At 73.6% G+C, this 14382-nt stretch carries 12 protein-coding genes and 1 pseudogene; 8 read left to right on the top strand and 5 right to left on the bottom strand.

All coding sequences use genetic code 11. The features are described from left to right. Nucleotides 1-7: 7 nt before the first annotated feature. Nucleotides 8-697, bottom strand: a complete 690-nt coding sequence (locus ABZY57_RS06495; RefSeq protein ID WP_356508749.1) for a response regulator transcription factor — start codon at nucleotides 695-697, stop codon at nucleotides 8-10. A gap of 79 nt (nucleotides 698-776) precedes the next feature. Here ABZY57_RS06495 and ABZY57_RS06490 point away from each other — a divergent pair, with 79 nt between their 5' ends. Both ABZY57_RS06490 and ABZY57_RS06485 read left to right on the top strand, forming a co-directional pair. Beyond that, entirely contained in the window at nucleotides 777-1316 is a 540-nt protein-coding gene (locus ABZY57_RS06490; RefSeq protein WP_356508748.1) for a hypothetical protein, read from the top strand. A 41-nt stretch (nucleotides 1317-1357) separates the two neighbouring features. After that, nucleotides 1358-2872 carry an AMP-binding protein gene (locus tag ABZY57_RS06485; RefSeq protein WP_356508746.1) on the top strand — a complete coding sequence of 505 codons (1515 nt, stop codon included), beginning with the start codon at nucleotides 1358-1360 and terminating at the stop codon, nucleotides 2870-2872. Between the two features lie 19 nt (nucleotides 2873-2891). Here the strand turns inward: ABZY57_RS06485 and ABZY57_RS06480 are convergent, their stop codons facing one another. After that, nucleotides 2892-3791: a fused MFS/spermidine synthase gene (locus ABZY57_RS06480; protein ID WP_356508744.1), complete on the bottom strand. Its 900-nt coding sequence runs from the start codon at nucleotides 3789-3791 to the stop codon at nucleotides 2892-2894. Between the two features lie 44 nt (nucleotides 3792-3835). Next, entirely contained in the window at nucleotides 3836-4252 is a 417-nt protein-coding gene (locus ABZY57_RS06475) for a hypothetical protein (RefSeq protein ID WP_356508742.1), read from the bottom strand. A gap of 399 nt (nucleotides 4253-4651) precedes the next feature. On the opposite strand from ABZY57_RS06475, the gene ABZY57_RS06470 reads away from it, so the two are divergent. Continuing rightward, a complete protein-coding gene (locus ABZY57_RS06470) occupies nucleotides 4652-6007 on the top strand; it encodes a tetratricopeptide repeat protein (RefSeq protein ID WP_356508740.1) in 1356 nt (451 codons plus the stop codon). Nucleotides 6008-6317: 310 nt separating this feature from the next. After that, nucleotides 6318-7904 (top strand): prealbumin-like fold domain-containing protein, encoded by a 1587-nt coding sequence (locus ABZY57_RS06465; RefSeq protein WP_356508738.1) that lies wholly within the window; start codon nucleotides 6318-6320, stop codon nucleotides 7902-7904. A 92-nt stretch (nucleotides 7905-7996) separates the two neighbouring features. Here the strand turns inward: ABZY57_RS06465 and ABZY57_RS06460 are convergent, their stop codons facing one another. After that, nucleotides 7997-8593: a histidine phosphatase family protein gene (locus ABZY57_RS06460; RefSeq protein WP_356508736.1), complete on the bottom strand. Its 597-nt coding sequence runs from the start codon at nucleotides 8591-8593 to the stop codon at nucleotides 7997-7999. Between the two features lie 154 nt (nucleotides 8594-8747). Here ABZY57_RS06460 and ABZY57_RS06455 point away from each other — a divergent pair. The 4 genes and pseudogenes from ABZY57_RS06455 to ABZY57_RS06440 all read left to right on the top strand — a co-directional run. Further along, nucleotides 8748-9584 (top strand): annotated as a pseudogene (locus ABZY57_RS06455) (phosphatase PAP2 family protein); the annotation flags it as partial. Next, a complete protein-coding gene (locus tag ABZY57_RS06450; RefSeq protein ID WP_356508734.1) occupies nucleotides 9544-10848 on the top strand; it encodes a hypothetical protein in 1305 nt (434 codons plus the stop codon). The pseudogene ABZY57_RS06455 and the gene ABZY57_RS06450, both read left to right, overlap by 41 nt. Then, the gene (locus ABZY57_RS06445; RefSeq protein ID WP_356508732.1) at nucleotides 10836-12452 is read left to right on the top strand and encodes a hypothetical protein; all 1617 of its coding nucleotides are present in this window, start codon (nucleotides 10836-10838) and stop codon (nucleotides 12450-12452) included. Before ABZY57_RS06450 ends, ABZY57_RS06445 begins: the two co-directional genes overlap by 13 nt. Beyond that, nucleotides 12449-13783: an AAA domain-containing protein gene (locus ABZY57_RS06440; RefSeq protein ID WP_356508730.1), complete on the top strand. Its 1335-nt coding sequence runs from the start codon at nucleotides 12449-12451 to the stop codon at nucleotides 13781-13783. The genes ABZY57_RS06445 and ABZY57_RS06440 overlap by 4 nt, the downstream gene beginning before the upstream one ends. Nucleotides 13784-13816: 33 nt before the next feature. Here ABZY57_RS06440 and ABZY57_RS06435 read toward each other — a convergent pair whose 3' ends face one another. Next, entirely contained in the window at nucleotides 13817-14323 is a 507-nt protein-coding gene (locus tag ABZY57_RS06435) for a MarR family transcriptional regulator (RefSeq protein WP_356508728.1), read from the bottom strand. Between the last annotated feature and the right edge of the window lie 59 nt (nucleotides 14324-14382).

Below are 14382 nucleotides of genomic sequence, written 5' to 3'. Positions count from 1 at the left end.
CGGCGCATCACTGCGGCGGCTCCAGCTTGACTCCGACACCCCGCAGCGTGTGCAGGTAGCGCGGGCTGGCGGCGGTCTCGCCGAGCTTGCGGCGCAGCCACGACAGGTGGACGTCGATGGTCTGGTCGTCGCCGTACGACTGCTGCCAGACCTCGGCGAGCAGCTCCCGGCGGGCCACGACCACGCCCGGCCGTCCCGCGAGGAAGGCCAGCAGGTCGAACTCCCGCCGCGTGAGGTCCAGGACGGCCCCGTCGAGCTCCGCCTGCCGGCGCAGCGGGTCGATGGCGAGGCCGCCGACGCGCAGCACGCGGGAGGGCGGTTCGGCCCCGGCGGAGGAGCGGGCACGGCGCAGGACCGCGGCCATCCGGGCGGACAGGTGTTCCACGGAGAACGGTTTCGTCAGGTAGTCGTCGGCGCCGTCGTTGAGCAGCCGGACGATCTCCGCCTCGTCGTCGCGGGCGGTCGCGATGATGACGGGCACGTCCGTGATCCCGCGCAGCATCTTGAGCGCCTCGGCCCCGTCCAGGTCGGGCAGTCCGAGGTCGAGGATCACCACGTCGAACCGGTTGTGGGCGACCTCGCGCAGCGCCTCCAGGGCAGTGCCGACGCTGCGCACGGTGTGCGAGGCCTCGGTCAGGTGCCGGATGAGGGCGGAACGTACGAACTGGTCGTCCTCGACCACGAGCACACTTGCCATGGCCCGCACCGTAGCCCATTCGGGGGACGCCGAGGGGTGCCGGGCCAGGTCTGGGACGGGTGGTGCAGTATGTCCCCCGATGCGACGAGGACATGTCGGTAGAGCAGTCGGCCATGCGGGCGCCTGGACCCTGGCGACCGGGGCGGCGGTGACGCTGTCGTGGTGGGGCGTGCACTCGGTCATGTCCGGTACCGCCTACGATCCGCCGCTCGCGGTGCCGCTGGCCACGCAGCCCCTCTCCTCGTCCACGCACCGGGCGCAGCCGCCGGAGCCGACGCCCTCCCCGACGCCCTCCCCGACTCCCTCTCCCTCTCCGTCCGCGTCCGCGTCCGCGGGGCCGACCTCCCCTGCCCCTTCCGCCAAGCCCTCCGCGTCGCGGCGGCAGGGGGCCCCGAGCGCGAACGTGAAGGCCTACAGCGTCTCGGGCGGCCGGGTCGTCTTCGATCTCGGCACCACCTCCGCCGAACTGGTCTCGGCGACCCCGCTGGCCGGCTGGCGGATGCAGGTCTGGAAGCAGCCGTTCTGGATCCGCGTCACCTTCACCCGTGACGGCCGCGAGGTGTCGGTGTTCTGCACCTGGCACGACCACCCGCCGCTGGTGGAGATCGTCGACCCCTAGGGCGCGGCGGTCCGACGCGGGCCGCCGGATACCGTGGGGCCATGAGCACCGGCGCGCGGTACGTCACCGATCTGATCGACGCCTGCGAGCGGTACGGCGACCGGCCCGCCTTCGGGTCCGGGTCCTGGGTCCTGCCCCACTCCGAGGTGCTCGCCTGGACGTACCGGCTGGCGGGCGCCCTGGCCGACCTGGGGATCCGGCGCGGCTCCGGGCTGGCGTGCGTATCGGCGGGCAATCCGCCCGAGACCCTGCTCGTACGGCTGGCCGCGCACGTGCTGGGGGCCCGGCTGACCCACGTGTGCGTCGCTCCCACGACCCACGGGCTCGACCACCTCCTACGGGACTGCGAGCCCGCGCTCGTGGTCCACGACACCCCGGTGCCGCCGGGCCCCGCGGCCCGCATCGGCCTGGCCGGACTCCTGGAGCTGGCCTCCGCCCGGGAGGCCCTGCCCGTCGCGGTGGCGGCGCGCGACGAGGACGTGGCCCGGGTGACCTACACGGGCGGTACGACGGGCCGGCCGAAGGGCGTGGCCTCGACCTTCGCGGCGATGGCGGCCCGTACGGCCACCCGCACCGACCCCCCGGGCTCCGACGGGTCCGACGGCTCCGCCCCGCTGGTGTTCGTATCGACCGACTCGCTCTCCCAGCGCTCCGGCGGCCGGTGCCTGGAGCAGTTGCGGACCGGCGGCCGCTCCGAGATCCTGCACCCCTTCGGCACCCGGGAGTTCGCCGAGGCGTGCCGGCGGCTCGGGCCCGCGGCCACCTACCTGACGCCTTCGATGCTGTACCGGCTGCTCGACGACCCGGAGACCGCCGACGGCGTGCCCGGGCTGGTACGGGTCTCCTACGGCGACTCCCCCGTCCACCCGGAGCGGCTGCGGCGGGCCCTGACCCGCTGGGGTCCGGGGGTGCGCTGGACCCAGGGCTACGGGATGAACGAGGCCGGGGTGCTCAGCCGGCTCTCCCCCGCCGACCACGACGCGGCGGCCACCGACCGCCCCCACCTGCTCGGCTCCGTCGGCCGCCCGGCGCCCGGCGTGGAGATCGAGGTGCGGGGCCCCGCGCCGGGGGCCACCGGGGAGGTGTGGGTGCGCTCCCCGATGGTGATGGCCGGCTACCGCAATCGGCCCGCGCTGACGGCCGAGGTCCTGCGCGACGGCTGGCTGCGCACGGGGGACGTCGGGCACGTCGACGCCGACGGGTACCTGTACCTCGACGACCGGGTCAAGGACGTGGTCATGGTGCACGGGGCGAACATCTACTGCGGTCCGATCGAGACGGCCCTGACCCGGCACCCCGCCGTGGCCCGGGCGGCCGTCGTGGGGCGGACGGACCCGCTCACCGGGGAAGCGGTGTGCGCCTTCCTCGTCGCGGCCCCCGGGCACGCGCCGACGGAGGGGGCCGCGGCCGAGGCGTGCGCGCTGGTCGCGGCGGAACTGGCGCCGGGGCAGCGGCCGGCGGCGGTGTTCTGGCTGTCGGCGCTCCCGCTGACGGACCGCGGCAAGCCGGACAAGCGCCGCCTGCGGGAGATCGCGGCGGCCTCGGCCGGGGAGTAGGCCGGGCAGCAGCCGGGCCTCAGCGGAAGACGGACGGCGGGGGCTCAGGCGAGGCCACCGCCGAGGCGTCCGAGACCGGGACGGCGCCGCCCGCGAAGTCGATGAGGGCGCGGCCGTGCTCGACCCGGCCGGGGTGCGGATCGCTCGCCACCCGGCGGGTGAACTCCGCGACCGGGAGCTCCCGGTCGGCGGCCACCAGCACGGCGTTGCCGAAGCGCTTGCCCCGCCACACCACGGGGTCGGCGGCCAGCGCCAGCTCCGCGAACCGGGACGCGGCCGTGGCGATCTGGCCCCGCAGATGGGACAGCGGCGGACCGTCGGCGAGGTTCGCCACGTACCAGCCGCCCGGCGCCAGGGCCCGGCGTACGTCGTCCAGGAACTCGGCGCTCGTCAGGTGCGCCGGGGTGCGGGCCCCGCTGAACACGTCGGCGATCACCAGGTCCGCCCAGCCGTCCGGGATCTTCGCCAGCCCGGCCCGGGCGTCGACCGCGCGGACCCGGACCCGGGCCTGCGGGTCCAGCGGCAGGTGTTCCCGTACGAAGGCCACGAGCCCGGCGTCGATCTCGACGACCTGCTGCGTCGAGCGGGGGCGGGCGGCGGCCGTGTAGCGCGCGAGGGTGAAGGCGCCGCCGCCGAGGTGGAGCACGTTCAGGGCCTGGCGGGCGGGGGCGAACAGGTCGATCAGGTGGCCGATCCTGCGCTGGTAGGCGAAGTCCAGGTGCCCGGGGTCGTCCAGGTCCACGTGCGACTGCGGGGCTCCGTCGATCAGCAGGGTCCAGGCGCGGGACCGCTCACGGTCGGGCTCCAGCGCGGCGTGGCCGCCGTCCACCGGTCCGGCCGGCGCCTCGGAGGCATCCCGGCCGCCGCGCCGCCTGTCGTTGCCGCTGCCCTTGTCACTGCGATTGCCCTTGCCTGCCACGCCTTCATTATGGCTGGTCAGGGCACGGATCGGCGCCCGGCGGCCTAGCGGCAGTTGTCGGCGGCCTCGATCAGCCGGGCCGCCTCGCCGAGTGCCGCCCGCAGCACCTCCGGGTCGGTGACCGGCCCGACGGCCTCCGGCGGCAGCAGCCAGCCGGTGTCGCCCGCGGTGGGCGAGGTGTCGCCGAAGCGCATGCCGCGCCCGTTGGTGTGCGTACAGGCACTGCCCGGGAGGTCCCAGGCGTCGGCGGTGCCGGGCGGGACGAGGAAGCCGAGGGTGCTGCCCGAACCGTCGTGCAGGACCGGGCCGACGCCGCCCGCGCGGCTGGCCTGGCCGGCGGCCCGCTGGATGATGTCGACGGCCTCGAGCCCCTGCCGGGTGGGCACGGTGACCAGGTCCGGGGCGCCCGTGACGAGGACCGCACCGGGCTCGGGTGCGGTGTTCGTATCCGTGCTCTCCATGCCGCCCTCCACCAAGGGAACCCCTCCTCGATCCGCGTACGAGCATCGCGGGAGCGGTCACCGGAAGCCGGCGGGCTTCCTCCCACTCCGCATGAGTTCAACGCACGGGAACGTCAACAGGTGCGGTGGCAAGACGCTGCAAAGGATGGCAGTTCATGGCGGATCGCGGGTGAGATATCCGTTTTGTAGCCAAACCCGGGGTGAACACCCCAGCCCCGGCGGTACTTTCATGCCGCCGGGGCTCACCCGTCATCGGGATGGTTCACAGCCAGAGAGGCCACGTCCGCGACTCCGCTCCCCCACCTGTGCGGTGGGGGGCTTTCAGCCCGAGGGCTGCGGTCCAGCCCGAACCGACCCCTTAGCGGGGCAGAGGGAAACTACCAGAGAGCAAGGGAACTGATGGCGGCGTCCCCCCACTCACCCAACACCCCCTTCCGGCGACTGCGCGGTCAGCACTCCCCGGCCGAGTTCGCCGCGTTGGTGCGCAGGGCCGCCAGGGAAATCGGAGAAACGGTTTCCTGCGACGCCCGTTACATCGGCCGGGTCGAGTCCGGCGAGATCCGCTGCCCCAACTACGCCTACGAGCGGGTCTTCCTCCACATGTTCCCCGGCCGGACCCTGGCCGACCTGGGATTCTCCCCGCGCGAGACGGTACGGGGCCGGCTCGCGCAGCGTGAACAGGCCACGCCCTTCTGCGACTTCGCGCATCACCCCCACCCCACCGGCCTCCCCGCCCCTTCGCGTTCCAAGGAGAGCGACGTGCTGCGTCGCGCGTTCATGGCAGGGGGCTCCGCGACCGTGGCGGCCGCGACCCTCGGCCTCACCCTGCTCGGCGACACCCGCCGGCTCCCCTCCCGCGCCGGAGAGTCCGAGGCGGCCGCCGTCGAGGACGCCGTACGCCAGATCCGGCTGCTGGACGACCGGCACGGGGCCGACGCCCTGTACCGGCGGGCCGCGGAACCCCTGCGCACCGCCTACGCGTTGCTCGACGCGGGGGCGACCCGGCAGTCCACCGAGGACCGGCTGCACGCGGGCGCGGGCGAACTGGCCATCTCGGTGGGCTGGCTCGCGCACGACTCGGGCCGGTTCGACGACGCCCGCTCGCACTACGCGGAGGCGCTCGCCACCGCCCGGGTCTCCGGGGACGCCGGCCTGGAGGCCCATGCCTTCAGCAACATGGCCTTCCTCGCCCGGGACTGCGGGCGACCCCGCGAATCGGTACGGGCGGCCCAGGCGGGCCGCCGCGCCGCCCGTTCGCTCGGTTCCCCGCGGCTCCTGTCGCTGCTCGCCCTGCGCGAGGCCGGCGGCTGGGCGGGACTGTCGGATCGCAAGGCCTGCGAGGAGGCGCTGACCCGGGCGCACACGGAGTTCGCGCGCGGTGAGGCGGGGGCGGACCCCGAGTGGATGTCCTTCTTCGGCGAGGCCGAGCTGGAGTCCCTGGAGTCCCGCTGCTGGGCCGCGCTCGGTGAGCACGCCCGGGCGGCCCGGCACGCCCGCCGGGCGGCGGACCTCCAGGATCCGCACTTCGCCCGCAACGTCGCGCTCTACACCGCGGAGCTGGCCGACAACCTGGCCCACGCGGGCGCCCCCGACGAGGCCGCCTGGGCGGGCGGCCGGGTGCTCGAGCTGCTGGAGGAGGTCCAGTCGACCCGGATCCAGTCCATGCTGGCGGCGACGGCCCGCACGCTGGTCCCGCACCAGCGCTCACCACGCGTGGGCGCGTTCCTGACGCGCCACACGCGCACCGAGGCGTAATTCAGCGATAAATGCAAACATGAAAAGCTCCCGCAGATCATCTGAATAACCCGCCGGAGAATGATTAATGCGGTCGAATCGCCGCTCGGAATAAACATCCGAAAGAATCCCTTCCGTGTGATATTTCTCATGCACAGCAACCGCCGCACGGCATTGTCGTGCGGTCGGTTCGCGCATTCAGAAGCGGCTGGCACCCTCGGGAGGACCCGCAGTGATGGAATCCGTGCACACACTCAGGCACACGGGTAGGCGACGCTCCAGCAGAGCGTCCGTAGGCATTCGAGTGGCGGCGGCAGCCGCAATGATCTCGGTGGGCCTGATTCCGGCCATCGCTTCGGCCCAGGCCCCGCCGCCCAGTCTGACGGGCAGCAACTTCGAGATCGACACTGACGCCAACCTGAGGGTGGACCGCCCCGATATCGCCGGGGAGCTCGACTGGGCGAACGTCACGCAGGTGAACAAGGCCGACACCCCGTCCGGAAACGCAACGGACAACTCGTTCAGCGGGGGCAGCAAGGAAGACGACGTCAATACCACCGTCGGCCTCGGCGGCGTCCCCGACAAGAGCGACCTGAAGAACTTCGGCGTGTTCCAGGAGGGCGGCGCCAACGGCGGCTTCCTCCACATGTACTGGACACGGGGCCAGGACAACGACACGGGCACCACGAATTACGACTTCGAGTTCAACAAGAGCCAGACGCCCGGCACCAACGGCGTCACCCCCCTGCGCACGGCCGGCGACCTGCTGATCAGCTACGACCTGTCCAGGGGCGGAACCCGTCCGGTCCTCCGCCTGCGGAGGTGGGTCGGCAACGCGACCTCCGGCTCCTGGGGCACACCCACCAACCTGACCGACGCGGGCCTGGCCACGGGTTCGATCAACACCACCGCCATCCCCGCCGCCCAGTCCGACGGCTTGGGCCTGCTCAACGCCCGCACCTTCGGCGAAGCCTCGATCGACCTGAGGGCGATCTTCGGCACGAACGGCTGCACCTCGCTCGGCTCGGCCTTCGTCAAGAGCCGCGCCTCGGACTCGTTCACGTCGACGATGAAGGACTTCATCGCGCCGGCGAACATCTCCATCAGCAACTGCGGCAGCGTCAAGATCATCAAGACCGATGACGCCGACCGGCCGCTCGCCGGTGCCGAGTTCACGCTCTACAGGGACGGCACTCCGGTCGGCGGAGTGCGCGGCCCCGCCTCCGAAGACCCCATCACCACGCTCAAGTGCACGACCGTCGCCGACGGAACCTGCACCATCACCGGCGTTCCCAAGGGCTTCTACTGGGTCGTCGAGACCGTCACCCCGCCGGGCCACAGCCCGGCGCCGGAGACGGCCATCGAGGTCGCGGCCAGCGAGACGGTCGAGGTCCCGCTCGTCAATCCCCGCCTGACGGGCGCGATCCTGGTCACCAAGAACAAGCTGCGCCACCCGGCTACGGGTGACCCGAAGACTTCCGAGCCCCACGCGGACGTCGAGTTCACGGTCAACGGCGTGACGAAGACGACCGACTCTCACGGCCAGGCCTGCTTCGACGGCCTGCTGTTCGGTGACTACCTGGTGACCGAGACGGTTCCCGCCAACTACAAGTCCGTGAGCAACGACGCCGACAACACGCTCACGGTGAACAACGCTGCGTCGTGCCCGGCGCCCAACGGCCCGATCAACGGCTTCGCGGGCGAGCGGATCACCTTCACGAACACGCCCCTGTCGCGGATCACGGTCAGCTTCGAATCCCAGGTGACCAACCCGGACGCCACCGCGGCCAAGATCAGCTGCACCGGACAGACGGCGGACGACGAGGACGGCACGCCGGACGCGTTCGACGACACCTCCGAGACGTTCTCGGACCTGGAGCCCGGTACGTACACGTGCACGGTGGTGGTCGACCCGTGAGCCGGACAACTCCGGTGAGCTGACCCACAGCCCGCAGCGCCCGACGCGAACCACGCGTCGGGCGCTGCCGTGTCGTCGCCCCGCCCGTCGGGTCAGCCGTCCAGGTGCCCCGTGTCGTTCCAGCGCTCCAGTGCGGGGGCCCCGTAGGCCCAGCCCAGGACCGACAGCGAGGTCGGCTCCAGCCGGATGCGGGCGCCGAAGGAGGCGTCGAAGCCGAGCCAGCGCGCGGCCAGGGTACGCAGGATGTGGCCGTGGGCGAAGACGAGGACGTCGCGTTCGGCCGAGCGGGCCCAGGTGACGACCTCGTCCGCGCGGGCCGAGACGTCCGCGACGGACTCGCCGCCCGGGACCCCGTCGCGCCAGATCAGCCAGCCGGGCCGGATCGCCTGGATCTCGGCCGGGGTCATGCCCTCGTAGTCGCCGTAGTCCCACTCCATCAGCGCGTCCCACGGCTCCGCCTGGACGCCGAAGCCGGCCAGGTCGCAGCTCTCGCTCGCCCGCACCAGGGGGCTGGTGCGGACCTCCAGCCCGCGCAGGCTCGCCCACGGGTCGCGGCCGAGGCGCTCGCCGAGCAGCTTCGCGCCCCGCTTCCCCTCCTCCAGCAAGGGCACGTCCGTGCGTCCGGTGTGCTTGCCGAGCTGGGACCACGCCGTCTGGCCGTGGCGGGCCAGGAGGATGCGGGGGGCCATGTGAGTTCTCCCGGTCGAGAGGGCTGGATGCTGGAGGGGCGGAGCACCGACGGCCCGACCATTCGCACTGCTTTGCGGGGGTTCCGTCGCTGCTCCATCATCCATGAGATGAACGCCGAGCAACCCTTGCGTCTTCACACACGTCATACGCCGTATGACTAATAGGCGGCAGCCTCCGAGATGGTGGGCCGAACTGCTGCTCCTGGGACTCGTCTACGCGGCGTACTCGGGTGGCAGACTCCTCGCCCGGGGTGACGTCGGGCTGGCCGTGGAGCACGGGCTCGCGATCCTGCGCCTGGAGGAGCTCCTGGCCATCGACATGGAGCGGCCGCTCAACCGGCTCTTCACCGGCCAGGCGGTGCTCGGCATACCCGCCGACTTCCTCTACGCGTCCCTGCACTACCTCGTCACCCCCGCGGTGCTGGTCTGGCTCTACCGGCGCCGCCCCCAGCAGTATCGATTCGCCCGCACCTGGCTGATGCTCTCCACCCTCCTCGGACTGGTCGGCTTCGCCCTCGTGCCCACCTGCCCGCCCCGGCTGCTCGACGCCTCGTACGGGTTCACCGACACGATGGCCCAGTACAGCGCCTACGGCTGGTGGGGCGGGGAGGCCAGCGCGCCGCGCGGGCTCGGCTCCTTCACCAACCAGTTCGCGGCCATGCCCAGCCTGCACGTGGGCTGGGCCCTGTGGTGCGGGGTGATGCTCTGGTGCTGTGCGCGCCGGCCACTGGTCCGGGCGCTCGGCGCCGCGTACCCCGCCGTCACCACCCTCGTGGTCATGGGCACGGCCAACCACTACTTCCTCGACGCCGTCGCCGGGGCCGCCGTGATGGGGGCCGGATACCTGGCGGCCCGCGCCCTGCCCGCCTGGACCTCCCCGCGTGGCACCCGAACAGCCGGTTTCCGCCGTAAGTCCACGATTGTCAGTGGCGGATGGGAGACTTCCGCGGGTGAGCTCCTACCCGTCCAGCGCCTCGCCGCCGCCGACCCCGCCGCGGTCCCCCGCGCCGACGGCGCAGCCGGCGGCATGGCAGGCCACGCAGCCGACGACGCCCCCGAAGACTCTGCGGCAAAGGCTCGCTGATCTGCGCGGCCCCGATGTCGCACCGCGCCCGCTCGACGCCCGCGCCCTGGCGGCCCTCGCCGCCAACCCCGGCTGCGGCAGACGCGCCCTGCTGGACGGCGCAGGCGTGGACAAGACCGTCCTCGCGGCGGCGCTCGGCTCCCCGGCGGCCTTCGGCCAGTCGCAGTTCGCCATCGTGCGCGGCAACTCCTTCGAGGCCAAGGTCAAGGGCGACGGCGGGGCCGAGCTCCTGCGGCTGGTGTACGAACACCTCGGCGCAGGGTCCGGCGGCGCGGCCGGACCGCCCGGACCGGACGCCCTCACGCCCGACCTCACCGCCGCCGGTCCCCAGGGCCGCGCCGCCCGGACCGCGCTCGCGCTGCGCGAGGCGACGGCCGCCGGGGCCTGGACCCTGCTCGACCACCCCATGCTCGCGCTGGAGGTGGCCGGCTCCCCCGCCTACCTGGAGCCGGACGCCGTCGTCGTGCACCCCGACGGGCGCTGGACCGTGGTGGAGATCAAGTCGTTCCCGATGATCGACGGGTCCGCCGACGCCGCGAAGGTGGGCGCCGCCGCCCGCCAGGCCGCCGTCTACGTCCTGGCCCTGGAGACGACCGCCGCGAAGGTGGCCGGCGCCGAGGTCGGGCACACCGTGCTGCTCGTCTGCCCCAAGGACTTCTCCAACCTCCCCACCGCGGCCCCCGTCGACATCCGCCGCGAGCGCTCCGTGACCCGGCGCCAGCTGGAGCGGCTCACCCGGGTCGAGGAGCTGGCCGGGGCCCTGCCCGACGGCCTCAGCTTCGATCCGGCGCGCTCCGCCGAGGAGCTGACCGAGGCCGTGTCGGCCGTGTCGGCCGCTTACGCCCCGGAGTGCCTGGCCGCCTGCGAGCTGGCCTTCCACTGCCGGGACCGGGCGCGCGCGGCCGACGAGGTGACCGCGCTCGGCCGCTCCGTACGGGGTGAGCTGGGCGGGCTGACCACGGTCGGGGCCGCCCTCGCGGCGGCCGCCGGCGGCACGCCGCTGGACGGCAGGGCCCTGGACGGCAGAGCCCTGGATGACACGGCCCGCGAGGGCACGGACCCCGAGGACCCCGCGGGCGCCGCGCTGCGCCGGGCCGCCCGGCTGCGCGCCGAGGCGCTGGAGCAGGCCCCCGCCCGCGTCCGCACGGAGGCCGCCGCATGTCCCTGCTGAACACCCTGGCCCGGCTGGAGGCCGTCCGCGCCGGGCGGGCCCAGCCGCTGGCGACCGTACGGCACCGGCACCTGAGCGATCGCCCGCTGGTCTTCGTACCGCTGACGACGGCGGGCGAGGCCGGGGCACCGCTCGGCGCGATGGTCGGCACCGATCCGGACCGGCCGCACGTCCTGGCCATAGCGCAGCCGCGCGACCGGGACCTGCGGTGGGAGTTCCTGGCGGAGCTGGCCGGGCACGTGGTCCCGTACGTCGAGGGCTACGCGGACGCCGTCGAGCCGGTGGAGCGCACCGAGACCGACCCGGAGACGGGCAAGCGGGTCAAGGTGGAGGCCGAGCTCTGCCTGGACGCGCCGCAGTTGATCGTGCCGAGCCGCGCGGGCATCGAGTACGTCCGGCTGCTGGGGCGGTCCATGCGGTTCCGGCGGACCGCCGAGGAAGATCCCGAGCACCCGTACCCGGCGCCCGCGCAGGTGCCGCTGCTGGGGCGCTGGTTCACGCACTTCGCCGAGCGCTCCCGGGTGCCCGGTTCCTCGATGCTGCTGTCGGCGACGGACCTGCTGTCGCGGCACTGGGCCACCGGCCAGAGCAATCTGGAGGACCAGCACCTGGCAGCGCTGCTGGCGTGGATCGACCCGCCGGAGGGCGAGTCCGGCGCCGAGCGGGCGCTGCGCGCGGAGCTCGGCCGGGACCCGCAGGGCCTGCTGCTGGTCCCGCCGGCCGGTCCGGCCACCGATCCGGCCTTCGACAACAAGCTGCTGGCCCCGGCGATCGCGAAGTTCGACGCGGCGCGGGCGGCTGCGGCCGCGACCGGGCACGGCGACGGCGACGGCGACGGACCTCGCGCGGCCGCCGAGCAGGCGGTCCGGCGGCTGGTCGTGGAGCAGATGGAGGGCACCTGGCGGGCGGTCTGGGAATCGATCGCCCTGCTGCGCGAACTGCCCGCCGGGCAGCGGACCGAGGACCGCTGGACCGGGGACCGCTGGTCGTACACCGCACACCGGGACCGGGTCCGGGCGGGCGAGGGCCCGCAGCCGCGCCGGGACGACGCGGTGACGGCCGCGCGCAAGCTCGCGACGCGGGAGACCGAGCAGGTGCGGCTCGACGCCCAGGAGGCCCTGGACGACCTGCTGGTGATGGCGGGTCGGCGGCTGGCGGGCGAGGCCTTCGCCGGGGAGGTCACCGAGGTGGTCATGGAGTGGACGGAGTCGAAGCGGCCGAGCCCGCGCCCGCTGGTGTGGGTGGCCACGGAGGACCGGCCACAGCTCACCGAGGACAGCGGCGGTGGCGCCGGCCCGAAGGTGTACCGCTCGCTGGACGGGCGCCCGCAGAGCGCGCAGTTCGTGCGCCGGGAAGAGGACGGCCGGCTCGTGCTGCGCGTCCTCGACAAGATGGGCCGCGGCAAGGACCCGGAGCCGGGCTCGGTGCCGGAGAAGGGCGACCGGGTGTGCTGGACGCTGTTCGAGCACGATGCGCGCGGCGGCCCGAAGCTGCCGGACGCCGAGCGGACTCCGTGGACCCACGGTGGTCCGCCCGCGCACCTGTCCGGTGACGCCCCCGTGCTGCCGCTGCCCGATCCCGTGACCGCCGAGGACCTCCTGTGAGCACCGTTTTCGATCCGGGTGCGGCCGCCGGCCGGGCCACCGACGCGATCCTGCGCGACACCCTGCACGGCGGGGCCCGGGGCGTGGTCGTCGACTCCCCGCCCGGGGCCGGGAAGTCCACCCTGGTGGTGCGGGCGGCCCTGGACCTGGCGGCGGCAGGGCGCCGGCTGATGGTGGTCGCGCAGACGAACGCCCAGGTCGACGACCTGGTGCTGCGGCTGCACGCGAAGGATCCGGAGCTGAAGGTCGGCCGGCTGCACAGCAGCGAGGGCGACGCCTACGATCCGGCCCTGCGCGAGCTGGACTCGGTGGTCCTCTCGGCGAAGCCGGGGGACCTCGCGGGGCTGCCGATCACGATCTCGACGGCGGCCAAGTGGGGTTACGTCAAGGACGTGGAGCCCTGGGAGCACGCCATCGTGGACGAGGCGTACCAGATGCGCTCGGACGCGCTGCTGGCCGTGGCCGGGCTGTTCGACCGGGCGCTGTTCGTCGGAGACCCGGGGCAGCTCGACCCCTTCAGCGTGGTCGGGGCCGAGCAGTGGGCGGGCCTGTCCTACGACCCTTCGGCGTCGGCGGTGTCCACGCTCCTCGCGCACAACCCGGACCTGCCGCAGCACCGGCTGCCCGTGTCCTGGCGCCTGCCGGCTTCGGCCGCGCCGCTGGTCTCCCGCGCGTTCTATCCGTACACGCAGTTCCGCAGCGGTACGGGCCCGGGCGAGCGGCGGATGTCCTACGGGGTGGCGGGCGACGGCTCGGGTCCCGACCGGGTGCTGGACGAGGCCGCCGAGTCGGGGTGGGGGCTGCTGGAGCTGCCGGCCCGGCACACCCCGCGCACCGACCCGGAGGCGGTCCGGGCGGTGGCCCTGGTGGTGCGCCGGGCGCTGGACCGCGGTGCGGTGACGGTGGACGAGCAGGCGGGCGGCCCGTCCCCGCTGACGGCGGACCGGATCGCGGTGGGCACCGCCCACCGGGACCAGGCGGCGGCGGTCCGGTCGGCGCTGTCCGCGCTCGGGGTCACGGGGGTCACCGTGGACACGGCCAACCGGCTCCAGGGCCGCGAGTACGACCTCACGGTGGTCCTGCATCCCCTGTCGGGCCGCCCGGACGCGACCGCCTTCCACCTGGAGACGGGCCGGCTCTGCGTCCTGGCCTCGCGGCACCGGCACGCCTGCGTGGTGGTGGCCAGGGCGGGGATAGCGGAACTCCTGGACGCCCACCCGTCCTCGGAGCCGGTGCAGTTGGGCGTGACGGTGAAGTTCCCGGACGGCTGGGAGGCCAACCATTCGGTGCTGGCCCACCTGGCCGAACACCGGGTGGCCTGGCGGCCCTGATCGGTCTGGCGGCCCTGATCCACCGGGCCCGGCTCAGCGGGTCTTGCGCTCCACGCCGAGGCGGGTGCGGAGCAGTTCGCCCACCTCGGCGAAGGTGCGCAGCTGTTCCGGGGTCAGGATGTCGATCAGGTGGCGGCGCACGGATTCCACGTGGAGCGGGGCGGCCGTCATGATCGTGGTGACGCCCTGCTCGGTGAGCACCACTTCGGCGCCGCGCCCGTCGTCGGCCACCTCTTCGCGGCGGACGATGCCCCGCTGCTCCATCCGGGTGAGCTGGTGGGAGAGCCGGCTGCGGGACCACTGCATGAGGACGGCGAGGGCGCTGATGCGCATGCGGTGGCCGTCGGTGGAGCCGAGGACGGACAGGACGTCGTAGTCGGCTTCGGAGAGCCCGCTGTCCTGGGTCAGATCGCGCGCGATATCGGCGTTGACCAGCGGGAACATCCGCCGCCAGGCGTACCAGGCCTGCTGTTCGGCCTCGCTGAGCCAGCGCGGCGCGCTCCCGCTGCCGCTCGTGGTCCCGCTCTCGTGCTCGGTCATGGTCGAAGTCTAGCTCGGTACGTGACATGTCATCTACCTAGTTGACATGTCACCCACTC

The organism is Streptomyces sp. NPDC006450, assembly GCF_040612195.1.
Lineage (GTDB): Bacteria > Actinomycetota > Actinomycetes > Streptomycetales > Streptomycetaceae > Streptomyces.
Note: the sequence above shows the minus strand (reverse complement) of the source record. Positions and strands in the feature narration are given on the sequence as shown.